Source organism: Acidaminococcus massiliensis (assembly GCF_900095825.1).
In the GTDB taxonomy this organism is placed as follows: Bacteria; Bacillota; Negativicutes; order Acidaminococcales; family Acidaminococcaceae; genus Acidaminococcus; species Acidaminococcus massiliensis.
On record NZ_LT608315.1, the window covers coordinates 820,495 to 840,142 of the forward strand.

At 43.8% G+C, this 19,648-nt stretch carries 29 protein-coding genes; all 29 read left to right on the forward strand.

Going from position 1 to position 19,648, the window contains the following annotated elements:
- Window positions 1-36 precede the first annotated feature (36 nt).
- Entirely contained in the window at window positions 37-264 is a 228-nt protein-coding gene (locus tag BQ2657_RS04095; RefSeq protein ID WP_075579488.1) for a hypothetical protein, read from the forward strand.
- Window positions 265-277: 13 nt separating this feature from the next.
- Window positions 278-700, forward strand: a complete 423-nt coding sequence (locus BQ2657_RS04100; protein ID WP_075579489.1) for a single-stranded DNA-binding protein — start codon at window positions 278-280, stop codon at window positions 698-700.
- Window positions 701-711: 11 nt separating this feature from the next.
- On the forward strand, window positions 712-1,053 hold the full coding sequence (locus tag BQ2657_RS04105; protein WP_075579490.1) for a hypothetical protein: 342 nt from the start codon (window positions 712-714) through the stop codon (window positions 1,051-1,053).
- Window positions 1,050-1,223: a hypothetical protein gene (locus BQ2657_RS12970; protein ID WP_154667104.1), complete on the forward strand. Its 174-nt coding sequence runs from the start codon at window positions 1,050-1,052 to the stop codon at window positions 1,221-1,223. Before BQ2657_RS04105 ends, BQ2657_RS12970 begins: the two co-directional genes overlap by 4 nt.
- 73 nt (window positions 1,224-1,296) lie before the next feature.
- Window positions 1,297-1,773 (forward strand): dUTP diphosphatase, encoded by a 477-nt coding sequence (gene dut, locus BQ2657_RS04110; RefSeq protein WP_075579491.1) that lies wholly within the window; start codon window positions 1,297-1,299, stop codon window positions 1,771-1,773.
- A 103-nt stretch (window positions 1,774-1,876) separates the two neighbouring features.
- The gene (locus BQ2657_RS04115; RefSeq protein WP_075579492.1) at window positions 1,877-2,380 is read left to right on the forward strand and encodes a hypothetical protein; all 504 of its coding nucleotides are present in this window, start codon (window positions 1,877-1,879) and stop codon (window positions 2,378-2,380) included.
- A 433-nt stretch (window positions 2,381-2,813) separates the two neighbouring features.
- Complete coding sequence (locus BQ2657_RS04125) at window positions 2,814-3,458, forward strand: hypothetical protein (RefSeq protein ID WP_075579494.1); 645 nt, start codon at window positions 2,814-2,816, stop codon at window positions 3,456-3,458.
- A gap of 413 nt (window positions 3,459-3,871) precedes the next feature.
- Window positions 3,872-4,069, forward strand: coding sequence for an HNH endonuclease (locus BQ2657_RS13570; RefSeq protein WP_390621273.1), 198 nt, complete (start codon window positions 3,872-3,874; stop codon window positions 4,067-4,069).
- Window positions 3,982-4,611 carry a P27 family phage terminase small subunit gene (locus BQ2657_RS04135; RefSeq protein WP_232709001.1) on the forward strand — a complete coding sequence of 210 codons (630 nt, stop codon included), beginning with the start codon at window positions 3,982-3,984 and terminating at the stop codon, window positions 4,609-4,611. The genes BQ2657_RS13570 and BQ2657_RS04135 overlap by 88 nt, the downstream gene beginning before the upstream one ends.
- The gene (locus BQ2657_RS04140) at window positions 4,611-6,302 is read left to right on the forward strand and encodes a terminase large subunit (RefSeq protein ID WP_075579497.1); all 1,692 of its coding nucleotides are present in this window, start codon (window positions 4,611-4,613) and stop codon (window positions 6,300-6,302) included. The genes BQ2657_RS04135 and BQ2657_RS04140 overlap by 1 nt, the downstream gene beginning before the upstream one ends.
- Before the next feature lie 12 nt (window positions 6,303-6,314).
- Window positions 6,315-7,568: a phage portal protein gene (locus tag BQ2657_RS04145; RefSeq protein WP_075579498.1), complete on the forward strand. Its 1,254-nt coding sequence runs from the start codon at window positions 6,315-6,317 to the stop codon at window positions 7,566-7,568.
- Complete coding sequence (locus BQ2657_RS04150; RefSeq protein WP_075579499.1) at window positions 7,543-8,160, forward strand: HK97 family phage prohead protease; 618 nt, start codon at window positions 7,543-7,545, stop codon at window positions 8,158-8,160. The genes BQ2657_RS04145 and BQ2657_RS04150 overlap by 26 nt, the downstream gene beginning before the upstream one ends.
- Window positions 8,157-9,314, forward strand: a complete 1,158-nt coding sequence (locus BQ2657_RS04155) for a phage major capsid protein (protein ID WP_075579500.1) — start codon at window positions 8,157-8,159, stop codon at window positions 9,312-9,314. Before BQ2657_RS04150 ends, BQ2657_RS04155 begins: the two co-directional genes overlap by 4 nt.
- Window positions 9,315-9,316: 2 nt before the next feature.
- On the forward strand, window positions 9,317-9,490 hold the full coding sequence (locus BQ2657_RS12975; protein WP_154667105.1) for a hypothetical protein: 174 nt from the start codon (window positions 9,317-9,319) through the stop codon (window positions 9,488-9,490).
- Window position 9,491: 1 nt separating this feature from the next.
- Window positions 9,492-9,776, forward strand: a complete 285-nt coding sequence (locus tag BQ2657_RS04160; RefSeq protein WP_075579501.1) for a head-tail connector protein — start codon at window positions 9,492-9,494, stop codon at window positions 9,774-9,776.
- A 13-nt stretch (window positions 9,777-9,789) separates the two neighbouring features.
- Window positions 9,790-10,143 carry a phage head closure protein gene (locus tag BQ2657_RS04165; protein ID WP_198524513.1) on the forward strand — a complete coding sequence of 118 codons (354 nt, stop codon included), beginning with the start codon at window positions 9,790-9,792 and terminating at the stop codon, window positions 10,141-10,143.
- Window positions 10,140-10,595 (forward strand): HK97 gp10 family phage protein, encoded by a 456-nt coding sequence (locus BQ2657_RS04170; protein WP_075579502.1) that lies wholly within the window; start codon window positions 10,140-10,142, stop codon window positions 10,593-10,595. Before BQ2657_RS04165 ends, BQ2657_RS04170 begins: the two co-directional genes overlap by 4 nt.
- Entirely contained in the window at window positions 10,595-11,056 is a 462-nt protein-coding gene (locus BQ2657_RS04175; RefSeq protein WP_075579503.1) for a phage tail terminator family protein, read from the forward strand. The genes BQ2657_RS04170 and BQ2657_RS04175 overlap by 1 nt, the downstream gene beginning before the upstream one ends.
- Window positions 11,057-11,059: 3 nt before the next feature.
- Window positions 11,060-12,151 (forward strand): phage tail sheath C-terminal domain-containing protein, encoded by a 1,092-nt coding sequence (locus BQ2657_RS04180; protein ID WP_083236168.1) that lies wholly within the window; start codon window positions 11,060-11,062, stop codon window positions 12,149-12,151.
- Window positions 12,152-12,163: 12 nt separating this feature from the next.
- Window positions 12,164-12,592, forward strand: a complete 429-nt coding sequence (locus BQ2657_RS04185) for a phage tail tube protein (RefSeq protein ID WP_075579504.1) — start codon at window positions 12,164-12,166, stop codon at window positions 12,590-12,592.
- Window positions 12,593-12,608: 16 nt separating this feature from the next.
- Window positions 12,609-12,992, forward strand: coding sequence for a hypothetical protein (locus BQ2657_RS04190; protein WP_075579505.1), 384 nt, complete (start codon window positions 12,609-12,611; stop codon window positions 12,990-12,992).
- 144 nt (window positions 12,993-13,136) lie between these two features.
- Window positions 13,137-14,954 carry a phage tail tape measure protein gene (locus BQ2657_RS04195; protein ID WP_075579506.1) on the forward strand — a complete coding sequence of 606 codons (1,818 nt, stop codon included), beginning with the start codon at window positions 13,137-13,139 and terminating at the stop codon, window positions 14,952-14,954.
- A 12-nt stretch (window positions 14,955-14,966) separates the two neighbouring features.
- A complete protein-coding gene (locus tag BQ2657_RS04200) occupies window positions 14,967-15,461 on the forward strand; it encodes a hypothetical protein (protein WP_075579507.1) in 495 nt (164 codons plus the stop codon).
- On the forward strand, window positions 15,458-16,420 hold the full coding sequence (locus BQ2657_RS04205) for an XkdQ/YqbQ family protein (RefSeq protein ID WP_075579508.1): 963 nt from the start codon (window positions 15,458-15,460) through the stop codon (window positions 16,418-16,420). The genes BQ2657_RS04200 and BQ2657_RS04205 overlap by 4 nt, the downstream gene beginning before the upstream one ends.
- A gap of 1 nt (window position 16,421) precedes the next feature.
- The gene (locus BQ2657_RS04210) at window positions 16,422-16,805 is read left to right on the forward strand and encodes a DUF2577 family protein (protein WP_075579509.1); all 384 of its coding nucleotides are present in this window, start codon (window positions 16,422-16,424) and stop codon (window positions 16,803-16,805) included.
- A complete protein-coding gene (locus BQ2657_RS04215) occupies window positions 16,805-17,236 on the forward strand; it encodes a DUF2634 domain-containing protein (RefSeq protein WP_075579510.1) in 432 nt (143 codons plus the stop codon). Before BQ2657_RS04210 ends, BQ2657_RS04215 begins: the two co-directional genes overlap by 1 nt.
- A complete protein-coding gene (locus BQ2657_RS04220) occupies window positions 17,229-18,293 on the forward strand; it encodes a baseplate J/gp47 family protein (protein WP_083236169.1) in 1,065 nt (354 codons plus the stop codon). Before BQ2657_RS04215 ends, BQ2657_RS04220 begins: the two co-directional genes overlap by 8 nt.
- Window positions 18,283-18,840, forward strand: coding sequence for a putative phage tail protein (locus tag BQ2657_RS04225; RefSeq protein WP_075579511.1), 558 nt, complete (start codon window positions 18,283-18,285; stop codon window positions 18,838-18,840). The genes BQ2657_RS04220 and BQ2657_RS04225 overlap by 11 nt, the downstream gene beginning before the upstream one ends.
- Window positions 18,833-19,642, forward strand: a complete 810-nt coding sequence (locus BQ2657_RS04230; protein ID WP_075579512.1) for a phage baseplate protein — start codon at window positions 18,833-18,835, stop codon at window positions 19,640-19,642. Before BQ2657_RS04225 ends, BQ2657_RS04230 begins: the two co-directional genes overlap by 8 nt.
- The last annotated feature ends 6 nt before the right edge of the window (window positions 19,643-19,648 follow it).

Below are 19,648 nucleotides of genomic sequence, written 5' to 3' on the forward strand. Positions count from 1 at the left end.
GCTAATAGCGGCAATGATCTTCTAGGGGGGATAGAGATGCTGTCAAAACAGGAATTGCTGGAACTGGAAAGACTTGATGGATCCAGGCTGAAAGAGATTGCCGAGGAAACGGAGAACGGCAAGCCCACGGAACGGGCGCAGGCAGCAAAACAGATCATAATCGGGAGATGGCCTGCAGAGCATGGGAAGTGCTGCTCTCCGGATATGGACCTGGATTACTACGAGAGAAGAGGAAGCAGCTGCTTCCAGAAAAAGTTTAGGTAAGGAGGCCGAGAAAATGAACCGAGTTGTATTGTTAGGGCGCCTTGTGAAGGATCCGGAAGTTAGAGTTACGACTACCGGAAAGACGGTATGCGCTTTTACTCTGGCAGTAGATAGGCCGGTAGGAAGGGATGGAAAGAGAGAAGCGGATTTCATCAACATCGTAGCCTGGAATAAAACCGCAGAAATAGCCGGCAACAATTTGAACAAAGGGCAGAGAGCTCTAATCGAAGGACGGCTGCAGATTCGGAGTTATAACGATAGAGAAGGCAAAAGACAGTATGTGGCGGAAGTTATTGCCGAACGAGTGGAATTCATCGAGCGAAAAGAAAAAGCGCCTCAGATCCAAAGCCAGCCACCTCAGCGAGGCTTTGAAAGCATGGGACAGGATGTTACGGGAGAACCTGGATTCGAATTTGACGAAGAAATCCCATTCTAGGAGATGGCAGTATGGTCAACGGAAAGAAGAAAGGCAAGAACGGTGAGCTGGAAGTGGTCCGACTCTGCCGGGCCCAGGGCTATGAAGCAAGGCGCTCTGCCCAGTACTGTGGAAACAATGAAGATGGCACTGCCGATGTGGTGGGGCTGCCTGGCATTCACATCGAAGTCAAACGGGTGGAGCGCCTGAACCTAGACGATGCTCTGGCCCAGGCTTCAAGAGATGCGAAAAAGACTACCGGAAGCATTCCGACCGTGTTCCACCGGAAAAACGGGACCGGCTGGAAGGTGACCATGGGTGCCGACGATTGGTTCCGGCTCTACCGGGAATGGGAAGCGGGAGGAAAGCCATGAATGCTGCAGATACTAAAAAGCAGGAAACCAGAATCAAGAAGCGCTGCACCGGATGCCGATGGGCAAGCCCAAAGGAGTTCCAGCGCTATGAAAGGCTTTGGCCGTTTGTAACCTGTGGTGCCAGCAACGGACAAAAATGCCTTAAACTGACAGTTTGCCCTTATGGATAAAAGACTATCAGCCTGCGGTTGAGCGGGTAAGACATGCGGCTGAGAACTTGACACTGAAGGAGGAGAATGGAAAATGACGGAACAGGTAAAAATCAAACTGATGCCCGGCGGACGTATGCCGAAAAAGAAGACTGCGGGGGCTGCAGCCTGGGATTGCTATGCCAGGGTTGATTACCTTCGCTGGATGTTCCCAGGGGAAAAAGGGATAAAGGTTCCCCTGGGGTTTGCCATTGAGCTGCCAGAAGGATACCACGCAGAAATACTACTCCGTAGCTCTATGGGAATCAAAACGGGCTTGCGGGTTTCCAACAGTACTGGACTAATTGACTCTGACTATAGGGGAGAGGTCAACATCATCCTAGACAATGTGCGCAATGTCATGGAAGGAAGAACTGGCGTGGAGGGGATAGGTGACGGCGATCGGATCGCCCAGATGCTCATTGTGAAGGATCCGGACGTGGAACTGGTTCAGGCAGAAAAGCTCAGCGAAACCGAACGGGGCACAGGCGGATTCGGTAGCACAGGGCTGAATGATGTTGCGGAAGATTGAGAAGGCTAGTAAGAAATCACACATGAATAATGACATGGTATTTCAATCCACGCATCCATGTGGGAGACGACTAAACTAGCGCATGAAAGGGAGGTGAATGCCAATGCACTACGATTCTTGTGAAAAAGTTTTATTGGGATGGCTGAGCAATTATATCAACTGGTCCATCTATGTTCAGAACCAGGAAGCAGTTATGCAGGATCTACAGGCCGAGATTGCATTGGAAGCTGCTCCCAAGACTACCCACTATAGCTTTGAACCTGGTGGAGGCGGATGGAATAAGCCAAGCCCAGAGGAAGCTGCTTTAGATCGGAAGGAAGCAAAGCAACACCAGCTGAATTTAATGAAAGTCAAACATAAGAAGCTTTCTACCAGGATCGATAACATCAATCGTTCCTTGGCTGCTTTAAGCGGGACTGATGAAAAGATTGTAAGGCAGCGGGGCATTTACCAAAAGAAGTGGGATGCGATTGCCGCAGATGTGCATTGTGATGAGAGCATATGCCGTAAGAGATACCATAGAGCGATCTCCCAAATGACCTGTATGATCTTTGGACCTAGCGTGGGGCCATCTCAAATCAATCTATTTTCGGGGAAAGAAAAGTGATACCCGGTTTTCACACCTTTTTCACCCGTTTTTAACCCGGAATTCACCCGTTTTTTAAAATAGAATTGTAGTATAATAATATCGTGGTAAGTGGAGAGCAAACCACAACAGTCTCCTTTTGTGAAGGCGCTCTGAATGAACAGGGCGTCTTTTTTATAATTAAGGAAGTCCATAACAAGCGAAATGTGATACAATACAAAGAATATATTTTCATTGGCTTGTTATGTGAAGGGACTAAAAATTATGGGGAGATATGAAGATCGTGGCAAATTTAAAACTTGCAAAGAGTGTGGTAAAAGTTTTTATTTATCCTGCGGAGGCCCGTGGGCATGGCAAATTCACTATAAAGGCCACAGATATACCTTTTGTTCTTATAACTGCAAAAGGAAGTTTGAAAAACGGATCCTAGAGGAACTGAAGGAGTAAAGAAGTCTTGGAGCATTATATTTTGGTAATTCTTATGCTCACACCTGGCTTTATCGCAAAAGAAACAGCTAGAATGGTGGGCAACATAAAGAAAAAATCATCTGCCTTGGAGCAGGGAATCAATTATTTTGTATATAGCTTTTTTACGTTGGCGCTTATTGGAAGCCTTTTTCTTCTTATGGAATACATACAGGTTTCCGTAATGATGCAATTGGGAATACTCATATTGAGTATTCCTATTGTTGGTGTTTTAGTAGGAATCATTTGGCAGCTATTTTTAAAACACCAGTTTATTAAAATGTGCCGATGGCTCTCTATAAGATTTACCGGGTACGAATACTTTCAAGAAGACAGTTTACTGAACACCAATATGATGGATGGTGAACATCATTTAATTGAGGTGATTAAAGACGGTGAACGGGTAGCAGCAGGGGATTTTTTAGGAGCGTCGTTTGGGACAGATGAGGTGGAAGAAATGAAAGTAAACAGCCACCCTGTTTATGCAGAGTGGCTAGATGATAAACGATATGCGTCATGGTTCCAGCATAAATGTGTATTCCTAGATTTCACACATAATATTAGAGTGATTGAGTATACATATCCAGAGGGCTTCTTTGACGCAAAGTTTGATCCGAATAAGATCACTTCTTAGAGAAATCTTTTTGAGGCTTTGGGGGAGCTGGCGGATTCTTTAGTGTAGGGCTACATGGCTTTTGGAAGCCATCTCTTTTTTCGAATCTGTTATTAACATGTTTAGGGGTTTGAGTAATCATTTATTTATCACCTCCTTTGGATGACAGTATATATAAAAACTAAACAAAAAGAAAGAGCAGCATCTATCCTTGAATAAGGGTAGGTGCTTATTTATTTGGAGGGAGAAAGATGCATCTAATAAGTTGTGCAAGGTGTGGGCGAATACACCCCTATGGGCAGTGCCCTATACCCGTTACTAAAAACTATAGGGACAGGGCTAAAAGCAAGAACAGGGTACAGAAGTTTAGATCAACGGCAAGATGGCAGCATAAGCGAGAGCAGATCTTAGAGAGAGACAGACACTTATGCAGGATGTGTTTAGACGAAGGGTATATCAATGGAAAGGATTTACAAGTACATCACATCATACCTATAAGGAAGAACGAGGACTTGATACTGGAAGACGACAATCTGATAACACTTTGTCCAATGCACCATCAGCTAGTAGAAGGGGGAAAAAAGTATATAAGTTATCTATACCGGTTAGCAAAGACACCCCCGGGGATTTAAGGGAAAATAGGGGGTGGGGGTATCCAGACCGGACTGCTCCCCTCAAAAAACGGATTATTTTCAAAAAGGAGGTCCCGGCAATGCCAGGAAGACCTGCGTGCTCGGTAAAAGCGACAAGACACGCTATGACAAAAGAAGAAAAAGCAATACGAACTAGCATTGAAGATGCAGGGAAAGGCCTGGAGCTGCCAGCTACACCGCCTAAGGACATGAGCACAGCGGAAAAGAGGATTTATCGGTGGCTTTACAGGAATCTGCAAGAGAATAGGTTCCTTGGCCAGCTGGATATTGAGACTATGAAAGAAGCCTGCTTCATCATTGCTGGCCTGCATACCATCAACGTGGAGATACGAAACGATCCCACCAAATTGACGGATCGGGATATTTGCGCTGCCAGGAAAAACTATTTTGAGCAATACCTGAAAATCTGCCATGAACTGTGCTTATCTCCTGCAGCCAGGGCAAAGATGGGAACCTTGGCCGTGTCTGCCCATAAACAGGAAAAGGATCCGCTGCTTAAGATCCTGGGAGGCAAGACGTGATGAAGAACCCTGCATATCAATATGCGCAAGACGTAGTGAAGGGCAATATTAATGCTCCGAAGTACGTCAAGCTGCAATGCAAAGAATTTTTGATGATCGCGGACGATAAATTAAAGAAATATTGCCTGAACAAAGAACGGCTGGAAACCATTGAGAAGCTTCTGAGCTTAATGGTGATGCCCAAAGGGCTTCAAGCAGGACGAACTATCAAGGACAGCTTGGCCGGCTTCCAGTGGCTGCTGATCGTAGCGGTCTTGTGCACCGTCTATAGAGACAAGCCAGAAAAAAGGAGATACGAAAGAGCAGTATTCGAGATTTGCAGGAAAAACGGGAAGACCTTTCTGATCGGCGTGATTTTCTTGCTGCTGTTCTTCTTGGAACCCAAACTGAGCAAGTTTTATTCTGTGGCTCCGGATGGATCTTTGAGCCGAGAAGTCAAAAGTGCAATCCACGACATCATCATCTCTTCCCCAGCCCTGGCCGGGAAATACAACGGGAAAGACAAGTTCAAGATGTTGCGGGACCAGATTACCTGCAACCTGACAGAGAACGACTATTTCCCGCTCAATTATTCTACTAGCCGGCTGGATGGGAAATTGCCCAATGTGTTTCTGGTGGATGAAGCCGGCGCACTGCCGAACCCCTATGCAATTGAGGCTATGGCTTCCGGGCAGCTGACCATTCTAAACAAGCTTGGGTTCATCATTTCTACGAAGTACCCAACGATACAGAACCCTTTTGAAGATGAATGCGATTATGCCAAAAGAGTCCTAGACGGCACGGTAGAAGATGATTCGGAGTTCTCCCTCTTGTATGAGCCTGACAACAAGAAAGATTGGGCTTCAGACGATGGAATCCTGGAGCAATCCAACCCTTTGGCTCTTGAAGTACCTGAAATCATGGATGACTTGAAGAAAAAGAGACAGCAGGCCATTGAAGTACAAAGCAAAAGGGAAAACTTCATTACCAAACACTGCAATATTATTTATCAGGGAATGGGGACAGAATCCTATATTTCCGTTGCAGATCTACAGGCTTGCCGGGCATCTGAGCCGATTGACTGGACCGGCAGAGAGGTGTTCCTGGGCGTTGACCTGTCTATGAGCAATGATAACTGCTCTGTGGCAATGTGTTCCTACGATGAAGACCTGGGAAAAGTACTTTTTAAAACCATGGCCTTTATCCCTGAAGGACGAATCGAAGAGAAGAACCGCCTGGAGAAAATCAACTACTACGACTATTGCAAAGCTGGCTGGTGTATCGCTTGTGGTGATCGTACTATTGATTATTCGGTGATTGAAGATTATGTCCTTACCCTGGAAGAAAAAATGGGGGTTAAAATCAACAGTTTGGGCTATGATCGGTACAATGCAATTTCTTCTGCCCAGAAATGGGAGAGCGAAGGCCTTGTGACTGTCGAAATCAAGCAGCATTCCAGTGTTCTGCATCCGCCAACTAAATGGCTGAGCGAGCTGGTAGAAGATGGAAAGGTGTTATATGAACCTGACAAACTTGTCGAGCTGAACTTTGATAATGCACGCTGTACCTATGATACTAATCTCAACAGATACGTAAACAAGAAAAAATCTAACGGTAAAGTGGATGAAGTCGTTGCTCTTATTAATGCGATGTACCTACTTCAGCAGAATGTGTTGCTGAAAGGGACATTGGATTGGGTAGCTCAATATTAAGGAGGTGATAAAGTGTTTAGGTGGTTGAAAAAGAAAATTGAAAAAAGAGACCAGAGCGCAGAAACCTTGGATTTGCTGCTTCGATCCGGAAATACCACTCCGGGATACATAACTAAACGAAAAGCCCTAAATATCCCGGCAGTAGCAGCTGGCATTAACTTTATTGCCTCTACGATTACTACCATTCCTATCCGGCTCTATCACCGGGTTGATAAGGATACTGTTGAAGAGGTGGCAACGGACGAAAGACTGAAGATCCTCAATGATGAACCTGAAAATCAAATGGATGCGACTCAGTTTTTAAAGGCGTTGGTCACTGATGTGATCCTTTTTGGAAATGGATATGCTGTAGTGGAACGAGCCGGCAATACGGTACAGGCTCTTTATTATGTAGATCCTCAATATGTGAATATCGTTGTTGGAGTTGATCATGTAAAGAAGGATGCCTGGATTACCATTGACGCCAGGGCAATAGATCCCTATAAGGTCATGAGAGTTACTCTTGACAGTGTCGACGGCGTGACTGGGAGAGGGATCCTAAAGAGGAACCCTATTCTTTTCCAAGCAATGTACAATGCTTTGGAATATGAGAACAACAGCATCAGCACGGGGACTAAAAGAGGATTTTTATCTTCTAAAGTCAAGCTGGCAAAGGATGCACTAGAAGCAGTGAAGGCTGCATGGAAAAAACTTACTTCTAATGGATCCAGTAATGACATGGTTATCCTGAATGAAGGGATTTCCTTTGAACCCATTAATAGTACCGCAACCGAGAATCAGCTAAATGAAAACAAGAAAACCAATGCTGATCTTGTATATGGCATGATGGGCCTGAGCAGCGAGCTGTTTAGCAACCCAACCAATGAAACTTACAACAATGCCATTAAAACAGGGGTTTTGCCAATACTAAGGACATTAGAAAGCGCTTTTAACAAGGCTCTGCTTCTTGAAATAGAAAAAGGAAGCTATTTCTTTAAATTTGATACTTCCAATGTGCTCAGATCTACTCTACTTGAGCGGTATCAAGGCTATGAATTAGCTCTTAAAAATGGTTGGTTGCAGGTGGATGAAGTTCGTAAGATGGAGAACCTTCCGCCTTTAGGATTAGATTTTGTGAAATTAGGATTGGCCGATGTTCTATACTATCCTAAAACTCATGAAACCTATACCCCAAATACCAATGCTACTGCCAGCTTGACTGGTGATGGCCATTCTGGAGGGAAAGGAGGAGATGAAAACAATGAAAATCGAGATCCGAGCGAATGACACAGCCCTTATTTCCGGATATGTGAATGTGGTTGAAAGAGAAAGTAGAACGATGAGGGATATTTCCGGTCCCTTCATTGAGACGGTAAAAGCAGGGGTTTTCAAGAAATCTTTAGAAAGGCACCCGGTTGAACTGCGATTTGATCACAGATTGCCTCTTGGAAGTACTAAAGATGGGGCCCTGGAGCTTAGAGAAGACAATATTGGCCTCTATGCGAAGGCTGTAGTAAGTGATCCTAAAGTCGTCCAAAAAGCCAGGGAAGACAAACTTTCCGGGTGGAGCTTTGGCTTTAGGAGCCTGAAAGACAGCTGGGTGCCCCAGGAAAATGGTATCAGAAAGCGTAACTTGGAAGATATTGACTTGGTTGAAGTCAGTATTTTGGATGTAACCCCTGCTTATCCGGCTACTTCTATTGAAACCAGAGATGGGAAAGAAGATTTGCTGGAATTCCGTAATGTCCAGGAAGAAATTGAATTAGACATTGAGAAAAGAGCAGAAAACCAAGAGAAAACTGAACCCCAAAGTGAAAAAGTTGATATGAATCAACTTAAACGTGAGTTCGAATTTGTAAATTTAGGAGGAAAACGATGAATATTAAAGCTTTGATTGAAAAAAGAAATGCGATTGTTGCTGATATGTCTAAGCTGTTTGACACGGCTGATACTGAAAAGCGGTCCTTCAATGAAGATGAAACGAAAAAATTTGATGAAATGAAGAAGGAAATTGCTGATATTGATGCCATGATCAACCGGTACAATGAAGCAAGAGCTCTTGAAAATGGGGCTCCGAAACAGGAAAAGAAAGAAGTTGACCAGGAAGCCCTGGAAATGAGAGCCTTTTCTAACTTTATCCGTACTAATAGCACTCATTATGTGGAAGAACGGGCCGATGTTAACTTTACTACTGGTGATAACGGCACTCTGATCCCTACCAGCATTGCTAACAAGATCATTGATACGGTTAAAAATGTATCTCCGATCTTTTCCATGGCCACGAAATATAATGTCAAAGGCAATCTGACTTTCCCGATTTACGATGAATCCACCCAGAAAATTACGGTTGCTTATGCTACTGAATTTAAGGCACTGGATGCATCTGCTGGTAAGTTCAAAGGGATTACTCTGGGCGGTTTCCTGGCTGGTTCTCTGATCAAGATTTCCCGCTCTTTGATCAACAACACTGAATTCGACGTAGCTGCCTATGTGATTAATGAAATGGCACTGCGAATTGCTGAATTTCTGGAACATGAACTGCTGGTCGGCACCGGCAATAATGCTATGACCGGCGTACTGAGTGCGGCAAACACCAATGTTTATACGACTCAGGCAGCCACCGCGATTTCTGCGGATGATCTGATTGCAGTCCAGGTAAAACTGCCCCAGGCTCTGCGGAAAAATACTGCCTGGATCATGAATACTTCTACTATGCTGGCCATTCGGCAGCTGAAAGACGGGGAAGGCCGCTATATACTGCAGCCTGATTTGACTAGAGGATTTGGATATGTCCTGCTGGGGGTTCCTGTATATGAATCTGACACGGTAGACGGTATTGCAGCTGGTAAAGCGGTAATTGCTTATGGCGATTTCAGCGGCCTCTATGTAAACCTGCGTCCTGGCATTGAAACCCAGGTGCTGCAGGAAAAATATGCTGATGAACATGCTACCGGTTTTGTGGCCTGGTTTGAAGCAGACTCCAAGATTGTTGAAACTCAGAAACTGGTCGCTGTAAAGATGAAGGCTGCATAATCATGAGCACCTTTAAAGTTTTAAAAAGCTTTGGCGGAGTAATTTCCGCAACATGTGGTGAAAAAATTGAAATCGACGAACCTGGGGCGATCAAGGATCTGACCGAAGCCGGGTTCATAAAGGAGGTGAAGGGAAAAGCTTCACCTAAACTTGCGGAAAATGTAAAGGAAGGATGATATGAAGGTTAGCGAAATCACTCTTGATATATTAAAACAGTATTTAAGAGTGGCAGGGACGGCAGATGATATTCTGCTTAAAGCGATTCTTGCTGGAGCCATTCAGTTTTCAGTGAATTATACTGGACTTTCTGAAACGGATCTGGATGATAAACCTGATATGCCACTTGCTATTCTTGCCCTTTGTTCCGATATGTATGAAGTTCGCCAGGCTACTGTTACCGGATTACAAATTAATCCAACCGTTGCTCAAATCCTTGGATCTTATTGCCAGAATTTTTTATAAGAGGTAATTTCCTATGGTTATGAGAAGAATTAATAACCGATTGGCAACCCAGCTTAATAAGAAAGTAGAAATCTGGCATACGGTAGCAAGCACAGCGAGAAACGAGTTGGGCCAAAAACCGGTTGAAGATCAGTTGCTTGATACAGTTTATGCAGGGATTATTCCTCAAACGGGATCCCTGCTGACTGGGCGAACCGCTGATACAGATCTTTCCAGAACTACCCATAAGGTAATCATGAGATACCGGGATGATTTGACTCCGGATATGTGGATCATGGCTGAAGGCGTGCGTTATGATATCCTTTATATTATGGATCCATATTTGAATCATGAAAGACTGGAAATCTTTTGCGAGGTGAGAATATGACGGTTATTTTTGATATTCATGAACTAACCGGGTTTAACAACAAGGTCCTAAAAGAAGTAATAGAGGATTTCCCTAAAGAATCTTTCAGCTTTGTCAGAAAGGCAGCTGCTGTCTTTAGACGTCAGGCTATGGCCGAGTATAAGGCAAAGACTGGGAAGAAAACAGGGAATCTGCGGCGGGGCTTAATACGTGGCAGGGCGTATAAGTGGCAGGAAAATCAATACCAGTGCCGGGTGAAAAATTCTGCACCCCATGCATGGTTGCTCGAACATGGTCATGAAACTATGGCTAAAAAGATAAATATTGAACGAGCAGAAAAAAGGGGGAAAACTATCAAGGAAAAAGTTGCTGGCCGGCATCCTATGGGTATTGCTGCCAGCCATTTTGCCCCGGATTTTCAAAAAATGGCCGAAGAGTTCGTGGATGATCTGCTAAAGAAGGGGTTTTACTAATGCTTTCAGTTATTAATATCATCAAAGTCTTGACTGAAACAATTGAAGAAAATTTTCCGGATTATCCGGTAAACGACAGGGACGTGGAAGAGAATTTTCCACGTCCTAGTTCTTTTATCGACGTTGAAACTGTCACTGGTGACAATGTAACTCCTGAGTATGTAAGAGAAACGAGCCAATTGGTACTTTATTTCTTTGCTACAGATAATTACCGGGGGTTCCTTGACTTGCTCAAAATTAAGGACAAGCTGCTTGAAATCCTGAATTTGCCTCTTGAGATCAAGGATGACAGCGGCAATGTATTGGCGCATGTGACTTTTGATGAAGTTAATGTGAATATAGAGAAAGCAGATAAAGCACTTACCTGTGGAATGACGAGTGTGCTGATCCAACAGCGCAATGAAGATGATGATATTCCGATGATGGAAGATCTTGATGTAAATTTACGCGAGGAGGAATAACTTATGAGTATTGGACTGCCGACGTTTGAAATTGATTTTATCCAAAAGGCAGTTACGGCAATTACCCGATCTGAAAGAGGAATTGCCTGCATTGTCGTATATGATGATACTGTAACAGATCCTGGATACGCAACCTATAAATATGCTGCGGATGTTCCTAAGACTGGTTTTACCGAGGCAAATTATAATGCTATCCAGAAATGCTGGCTTGTATCCGTGAATAAAGTAATTGTAGTTCACGTTCCGACTGCTGCAGAGTTTGCTACTGTCCAGGCTATTCTGGAAAAACTGAGCTATAACTACGTCTGCGTTGTTAACAGTGAAGCTCAGGCCGCATTAGTTTCCTATATTATCAGCAAAAACAATCAGTCTAAAGGGAAAAAGTATGTTGCCGTTGTGGCGAATGTTACCACGGCTGACAGCAAATATGTAATCAATCTTAAAGGTGACTGGGTGCATGAAGTTGGCGCAGGAGAAAACACCCCGATGGTTAACTATTTGCCTCGGATGACCTCTATCTTGGCTAATCTCCCGCTGAACAGATCTATCACCTATTATGAACTGGAAGACCTGGATAAAGTGGATGATAGCTATATCACCATTGAAAAGGATGCTGATTCTTGGGTTGATAAAGGATGGCTGCTGCTGTTGAATGACGAAGATGGTGTGCTGGTAGGCCGTGGCGTTAATACTTTGACCACCTTTACTAGTACGGATACTGAAGATATGCGGAAAATCATTATCATGGAAGCTCTGAACTTGATTATTGAAGATATCTACAAGGTATTCAAGGCAAATTATGTGGGCAAGTACAAGAACTACCTGGACAACCAGTATCTGTTTATTTCTGCCATTAATACTTATTTCCGTAATCTGGGAACTGAAGAAGTTCTGGATCCCGAATTCAACAACTTGGCTCAGATTGATGTTGAATCGCAGAGAAATGCATGGTTAGGAATTGGGAAAACGGCAGCTGCTGACTGGGATGAAGATACTGTCAAAAAGATGACTTTTAAATCTTATGTCTTCTTAGCGGGAGATATTAAGGCCTTGGATGCAGTTGAAGATCTTAAGTTCGCTATTACCTTGGAATAGGAGGTGGAATAAATGGCAAAGATTGTAAATAAGATTATTCGTGGCAGTTTTGGCCGGCTGTGGGTGAATGGCAGTAAAATGGCCAATGTTAAAAGCTTTGAGCTAAAGGCAACGTTGAAATACGAAGCGGTAGAAATCAACGGCGAACTGTGTGAGCAGAACCGTTATGTCGGGTATTCTCTGGCAGGGACCATGACACTGCATCAGATTGACGACTCTGTTGCCGCCTTGGTCAATGATGGCATCAAGAGCGGGACGATGCCTAATATTAAACTGGTGTCTTCTCAAGCAGATCCTGATTCCAACGGCAGCACCAGAATTGAAATCTATCACGTGACCTTTGACAGCCTGCAGCTGATTAAATTCGAGAACGGCAAAGTTGGGGAACAGGAAGTACCCTTTAAGGCCGGCGGGTATCAGTATCTGGACATGATTGTATGAACGGGAGGAAAAATAAATGAGAAAAGCAACGTTGGAAGATCTGTTGACAAGAGCTGAACAGGCTAAAAAGGACCGGATGCGGACGGTGAATGTAGACGTAAAAAAATTGGGGCTGTCTCTTACAATTGTGAAACAGCCCTTGAATGCTGTTTCTAAAATTATGGATATGGCCAAGCAGGCTGATACCATTGAGGGAGCAGTTGATGTGTATAAAGAACTGATTTATACTTGCTGCCCGTTACTCCATGACAAGAAGTTGCAGGAAGCCTATGACTGTCATGAACCTTACGATGTTGTAAGCGCAGTACTGGATGACAACATTTATGAAATTCAAGCACTGGGCATGAAAATTCTTGGCTTGTATGGCCTGGATGAGATTGTACAGTCTGTAAAAAACTGATTCGCTCAGATGCACAGCTCTATATGATGCATTATTACCTTGAAAAAGGTTATAGTTTGAAAGAGCTGGAGAATCTGAGCTGGATAGAAATAATGTTTATGATTGCGAGCATGGATTTGACACAGGAGGAGGTGGAAGAAGCACATGGCCAGCATTAACGTCCTTATGAGTTTACAGGACTATGTTACGACTCCTATGAAAGGCATAGGGAAAGAAACGACAGAAGTCACAAAAAAGATGAAGAAGGCACAGAATGCCTTGAAGAGTGTTGGGAACAGCGCCAATAAAGCCTTTCTTTCCGGTGTCAAATCTGCTGCTCAATTCGCTTTGGGCCTTACTGGAATTACTACGGCCCTCTCTCTTGTTGGCATTAAAGAATTTGCTGACAAGACCATGGAGCTAGCTGACAAACAGGAACTTGCCGAAACCCAGCTGGAAGCAGTATTGAAAAATGTGACCAGCATCCAGGATCGCGGAGGGAATGCAGTAAAGGATGCTACCGATTCTTTGAAGTCCTATGCTTCTGAACTCCAGAATACTGGTATTATCGGGGATGAAGTAACCCTGGCCGGTATGGCGCAGCTGGCAACATTCCAGATGAACGATGACCAGATCAAAGAAGTTTCTGGGAGTATGTTGGACCTTTTGGCTAAAACCAAGGGCTACAATGCGACGCAGGAAGATGCCGTAAATATTGCAAATATGATCGGTAAAGCCTATACCGGAAATGCTGGGGCTCTGGCCCGCGTTGGAATCACGATGAGTGATGCGGAAAAGGAAGCAATCAAGAATGGGGACGCTAATGAAAGAGCCGCTATGATTGCCCAGGTTCTGAAGAACAATGTGGGCGGAGTCAACAAGGCCATGGCTGCAACTGCTACTGGTAAACAGACCCAGGCTATGAATGCCTATGGGGATATGCTGGAAGAAATCGGCAAGAAAATCATTCCTATCAAATCTGCACTGTGGCAGGCTTTTGGCAGTATCATCCCAGTTTTACAGGCAGGATTAATGCCTATATTGGATGATATTGGGAAGGGCTTTCAAGCTGTGCTTCCAGATATTCAAAAGTTTGCTAAAGAGTTTGCGCAAAATCTTCCTAAGTATTTGGAAATGGGTAGACAAGGACTTCACAAGGTTGTGGAAACTGCTAAGTCCCTGTGGAAAGCCCTTAAACTGCTGTCCCCAGTAATCGTGGGCGTAGTTGCTGGGTTTACGGCCTTTAACATTATGACTGCAGTAGCTAGTGGGCTTAAAGCCTTAACTACGGCTATTGGGCTCTGCCGGCATGCCACATTGCTTTTCAATCTAGTACTTAAAATGAACCCGTTGTTCTTAGTCGCAGCTGCTATTGCAATCGTTATTGTGATTCTAGTGGCACTCTACCAGCATTGGGATCAGATTAAGAAGATTGTAGGAGAAGTTTGGGAATCAGTTAAATCGGCATGTTCTAAAATGTATGATGCAGTAGTAGATTTTGTCGATTCGGGAATTAATGCATTCAATAATTTTATTCAGTGGCTTCATGATACGTTCGTCAATGGCTGGAACGATGCTATGCAAAAACTGAGTGATTTTGCTACGGGGATTTGGGATACTGTGAGTGGCGCAGCTCATAGAGCCCTGGACTGGATTGTTGACAAAGTAGATTCAATCCGTAATGCTTTTAGCTCTATCCATTTTCCATCTGTTGTAGATGATGGATTGGCAGGGCATGCATTAGGGACTTCTTATTTCAGTGGAGGTTTCACCAGGGTAAACGAGCATGGCGGTGAAGTCATGAAGCTTCCTAATGGAACGCAGATCATTCCTCATGATGTATCTGTAAAAGCCGCAGGTAGACATTCCCCCGTTACAGTCAATCTTACTATTCAAGGAAATGTCCTTGGCAATCAAGAGTTCTGCAATGAAATCGGAAACATGATCTTTAACCAGGTTCAGACTGCTATAGAAAACATGTAAGGAGGGATGGAAATGAGTGTCAGCCTATTAAAAGCGATTGTTTTGGTTCTTCCTTTGTTTATCCCAGATAACAGAGCAAGCATTGTCTTAAGCAATGACTATGATTCTATTTTTCTTCCTGTTGTTCCAGGCTCCTTGCCTGCTATTGAAAACCCTCAGAACAATGAAACATTTTCCAGTGTTTTAGGGGATCTCAATATTATCGGGACAATGGGACTGAGACAGATTTCATGGGATGGGTTATTACCAAACACAGCAGGTAAGTACAGCTGGTGCTTAAATTCTACTGTTGATGCAACAACGGCTATTAATTTTATCAGAAAAGCACAGCTTTCGTATAAACCGATCAGAGTGGCTATTACCTATGCCAACGGATCGGAATATTTGAATATGCTGGCTACAATTGATAAATTCACTTATTATGCGGACAATGTCCATGATTTTCATTACTCTATTGGGTTAAAGGAGTACCGGAAGATTACAACGGAAGGAAGCCTTACTTCATGATTACGTTAACGGCGTATCTGCCTGATGGGACAACAAAAGATCTTACTGCCAACACAGGCAATTATTCACTGAGTGATCATATTGACCAACTGAGCGCTGAGCTCAAATTTGACCTTACTGCAAACCCATTGGATGCTGACTTCAAAGATCTATGGGTTCCTGTAGGGACAAAGATTTCTTTTACGCATGATAAGGTAAACTTGTTTCAAGGAATTATTACCAAATATGACCGGAACAGTTTGGCAAACTTCGCCTATACTGCTAATGACTATGCTTATTACTTAAACAAATCCGAAATCATCATTCAGTTTAACAATGTTACCACGACGCAGGCTATTGAACAGCTTTGCAGTGAAAATGGCATTGCGATTGGATCAATTTGTGATATTCCGACGATCGTGAACAAAATCTATAATGGATCCAAAATTTCTGATGTGATTAAAGATTTGCTGAAGATGGCTGAAGCAGATCAAAAAGTCCATTATTATATGGAGATGCGAGAAGGAAAGCTTTGGATCCTAAAATACAGCGATCTTTATATTCAACCAACAGATACCTTGGTGAAAAATATCATTAGTGAGTTTTCCAGTTCCTATAGCATGGAGGATATGACCAATAAAGTGGTGGTGATCTCCAGCAAGGAAAAGAATACTCAGATCCAAGCGACTGCTGAGGATACGGACAGCCAACAGATTTATGGCACGGTCCAAAAGGTAGAAAAGGTGGATGATAAGAAGGTATCCCAGGCCCAGAGCATTGCAGATGGGATTTTGAGCGATAAGGGAAAAATAAAGAAAAGCTTCTCTGTTACGGAATTGGGAGATGATACGGTTAGGGCGGGGCGGCTTCTCAAGTTCAATTATCCTGAAATTAATTTAGAAGGAGTGTTCCTTGTTAAAGCTTCTACCCATAACTATTCAGGATTGAAACACACAATGCGCTTAGAATTGGAGGTGTAACATGGAAAGCTGGGCCGTCAGCTTTGCTAAGAATTTCAAAGAAAGAGACAACCCCAAGCCTATTGGGCCTTGTATTGGAAAAGTTGAATCGCTAAGCCCTGTATGCATTAGTATCCAGAGTGGCCAGCATATGCTGCGGGCAAACCAGATTTATGTGTGTAACCAACTTCTGGAGCGCAAAAGCAGCTATAACGATTTTACTTCTAAAGGGTCAGGCCAATTCCCGTGCAATGAAGGAAAAATCGCCAACGGGAACTATGACTGCTCTGGATCTGGCAATATTCACTTAAATGCTGTTTGGAAAGTTGGGGACTTCGTAATGGTTGTCCCAGACGAATCCGGGCAGCATTTCTTCATTGTAGATATATTAAAGGGGGTGAGCTGATGTTCCCGGCAGATGTGGATTTTTCAACTGCTGCTGAAGATGGGGCGGCAAAGCCAATAATTGATTTGACCAAACTCGGCAAATCGCTGGCTTTTGACTATAAAACGGATCGTTTTGTCCTGGTGGATGGGAAAAATAAGATTCCGACCAAAATCGATAGTATCAAACAGTGGATTGAATTGTATTTGAGAACAGCAGTAAACAAATACCTAATCTACTCCAGCGATTTTGGAGTGAATTTTTCCGATTTGGTTGGATATAGGCTTCCTCGTTCTTACCAAGTTAGTGAAATTATCAGGCGGGTAAATTCAGGGATCCTGAACAAGTGCCCCTGTGTGAGTGAAGTGAAAAACTGGTCTTTCGATGGCGCCAAGGGTTTTAGCTTTACTGTAGTTACCAATACAGGAGAGGAGGTAAAGATTAGTGAGTGATGTTGATTCCATGCATCAGGAACTGCTTAAACAGATCTCTGATGACTACCAAAAAACTGAAGGATTCCCTACTTATGATATTCTGAGGGCCTTGGCTTTTTGTTTATTGAAGATCCAGGAATATGCGGAAGAAGTTGATAGGAAACAAGATGTAGATAATCTTACAGGAACAGACTTGGAAAGATTTATCTCTCAGAGAAAAGGCGTATCCAGGAAGAAAGCGACTTATGCGACTGCCGTACTTACGGTGAAAACTGGCAGCGGAACTATCACAAAGGGAGATTTGTTCTCTACTTCTGGTGGAGTAAGGTTTGCAGCTGATTCAACTGTTGAAGTTGCAGAAGGAGATTCTTTCAATGTAACAGCGGTTGCTCCGGGCGCTAATGGCAATGTTGCGGGCAACACAATTACGGAAATGCCAGTTACTATTGCTGGTATCAGTGCTGTCTATAATGCAGAAGGATCTAAAGACGGATATGACGCAGAGGATGATGATTCTCTAAGAGAACGGTACTATACAGCTTTGAGAGAACCAGCAACTTCCGGGAATGTATATCATTATCGGCAGTGGGCTCTTGAAGTTTCCGGCGTAGGAGGAGCCCAGGTCTTTCCTTTGTGGAATGGAGACAATACGGTGCAAGTTGTCATCATTGATTCTGCTGGCCTTGTTCCAAGCGCTGATTTAGTGAAAGAAGTTCAAACCTATATTGACCCGGATAGTTCTGGTAAAGGGACGGGGCAGGCTCCGGTTGGCGCATATTGCACAGTGATAGCAGCTACTGCTTTAAGCATTGCCGTGTCTGCGACTTTGACTATCAGAACTAATACAACCCTTGAAGTGGTGAAAGGCCTGGTTGAAAGTGGCTTGAAGGCATATCTGAAATCTGTTGCTTTTAAATCCAAAACCATTTCCGTTGGCAAGATTGGCGATATTATTTTGAATACCGATGGGGTTGAGGATTATGATGCACTGACTATCAATGGAGCCACAACCAAAATCACAGTACCAGATAAGTATGTTGGAGTTCTTGGAGAGGTGACTCTCAGTGAAGAATAAAGAATATATCATTTCTGCATTGCACAAGCTGTATAGGCGTGATCCCTGGATAAACGAGCTCTTTAATGCGGCTGGCGTTAATATGGATAAGCTCTCAGAGTATCTTGACGAAATTTATGGGAACAATTACTTTGACACGGCTACAGAAAACAAACTGAGACGGTTTGAGGCAGAAGCAGATATTGTTTATCCGAAAGGCAGCACGATTCTCAACCGAAGAAGTGCATTGCGGGCAAAATGGGTAGGCTCTGGAAAAGCAACTTTGGCGCTGCTGCAGTCTGTTGCTGATAGCTGGGGAAATGGCCTCGTAACACTCTCTTTTGAAAAAGGAAAAATCCATGTTACTTTCAATTCCCCAGTAGGAGTACCTGATGATTTAGATGGTCTGGAGAATGCATTGGGGACTGTCAAACCGGCTCATTTGGCAATCTACTATACTTTTTTGTACTACACATGGCAAAGGTATAAAGATGGCTTTACATGGCAGCAAGTCAATGAAATGACGTGGAATGGAGTAAGGAACAAGGAGGATTTATCTCATGGCTGATTTTACTGGAATTGCTCAGACGGACAACTTAAAACTTTATAAACCTGGATATTCCAATGTGGCTGATATTGAAGTGCTTAACGCTAACGCGGATGCACTGGATGCGGCCTATAAAGCATACAAGGATACTGCAGTAGATTTTATTGGAGCAAGTAGCTCTAAGCCTGGGGTAAGAGGATATGTACCCGCTCCTGCTGCTGGAGATCAGAACAAACTGCTGGCTGGCGATGGGACATGGAAGACACCGTTTACAGAATCTGATATTGCAAAAATTGCACATCCGGTAGGCTCTGTACTGGCTTTTGCTGATGGAACGGATCCTAATACTAAGTGGTCAGGGATGACCTGGGTACAATTCGCGCAAGGACGTACTCTTGTGGGGGCAGGGACATATTCTGAAAATGGAACTGATTACACTTACACTAACGGTGATACTGGTGGTGAAGCAAAGCATAAAATCACCTTAGCAGAAAGCCCTGGACATACCCATACTGGCACCACAAGTTCAGCTGGAGCACATAGCCATACTGGGACTACTGGTTCTGCCGGCGGGCATAACCATACTGCGTATGGGACGCAGATTGGATATTCTGGTGGGAATGGCTGGTCAAGACATGCAGGTAATCAGTATTCTTACGGCAATAGCACGACTAGTTGGAGTGGGGACCATACTCATACTTTTACCACGAATTGGAATGGGGCCCATACGCATACTATGACCACTAGCAGCACAGGCGGAAATGGTTATCATGAAAACCGGCAGCCCTATGTTGTCGTGACCTACTGGAAACGAACAGCCTAAAGGAGG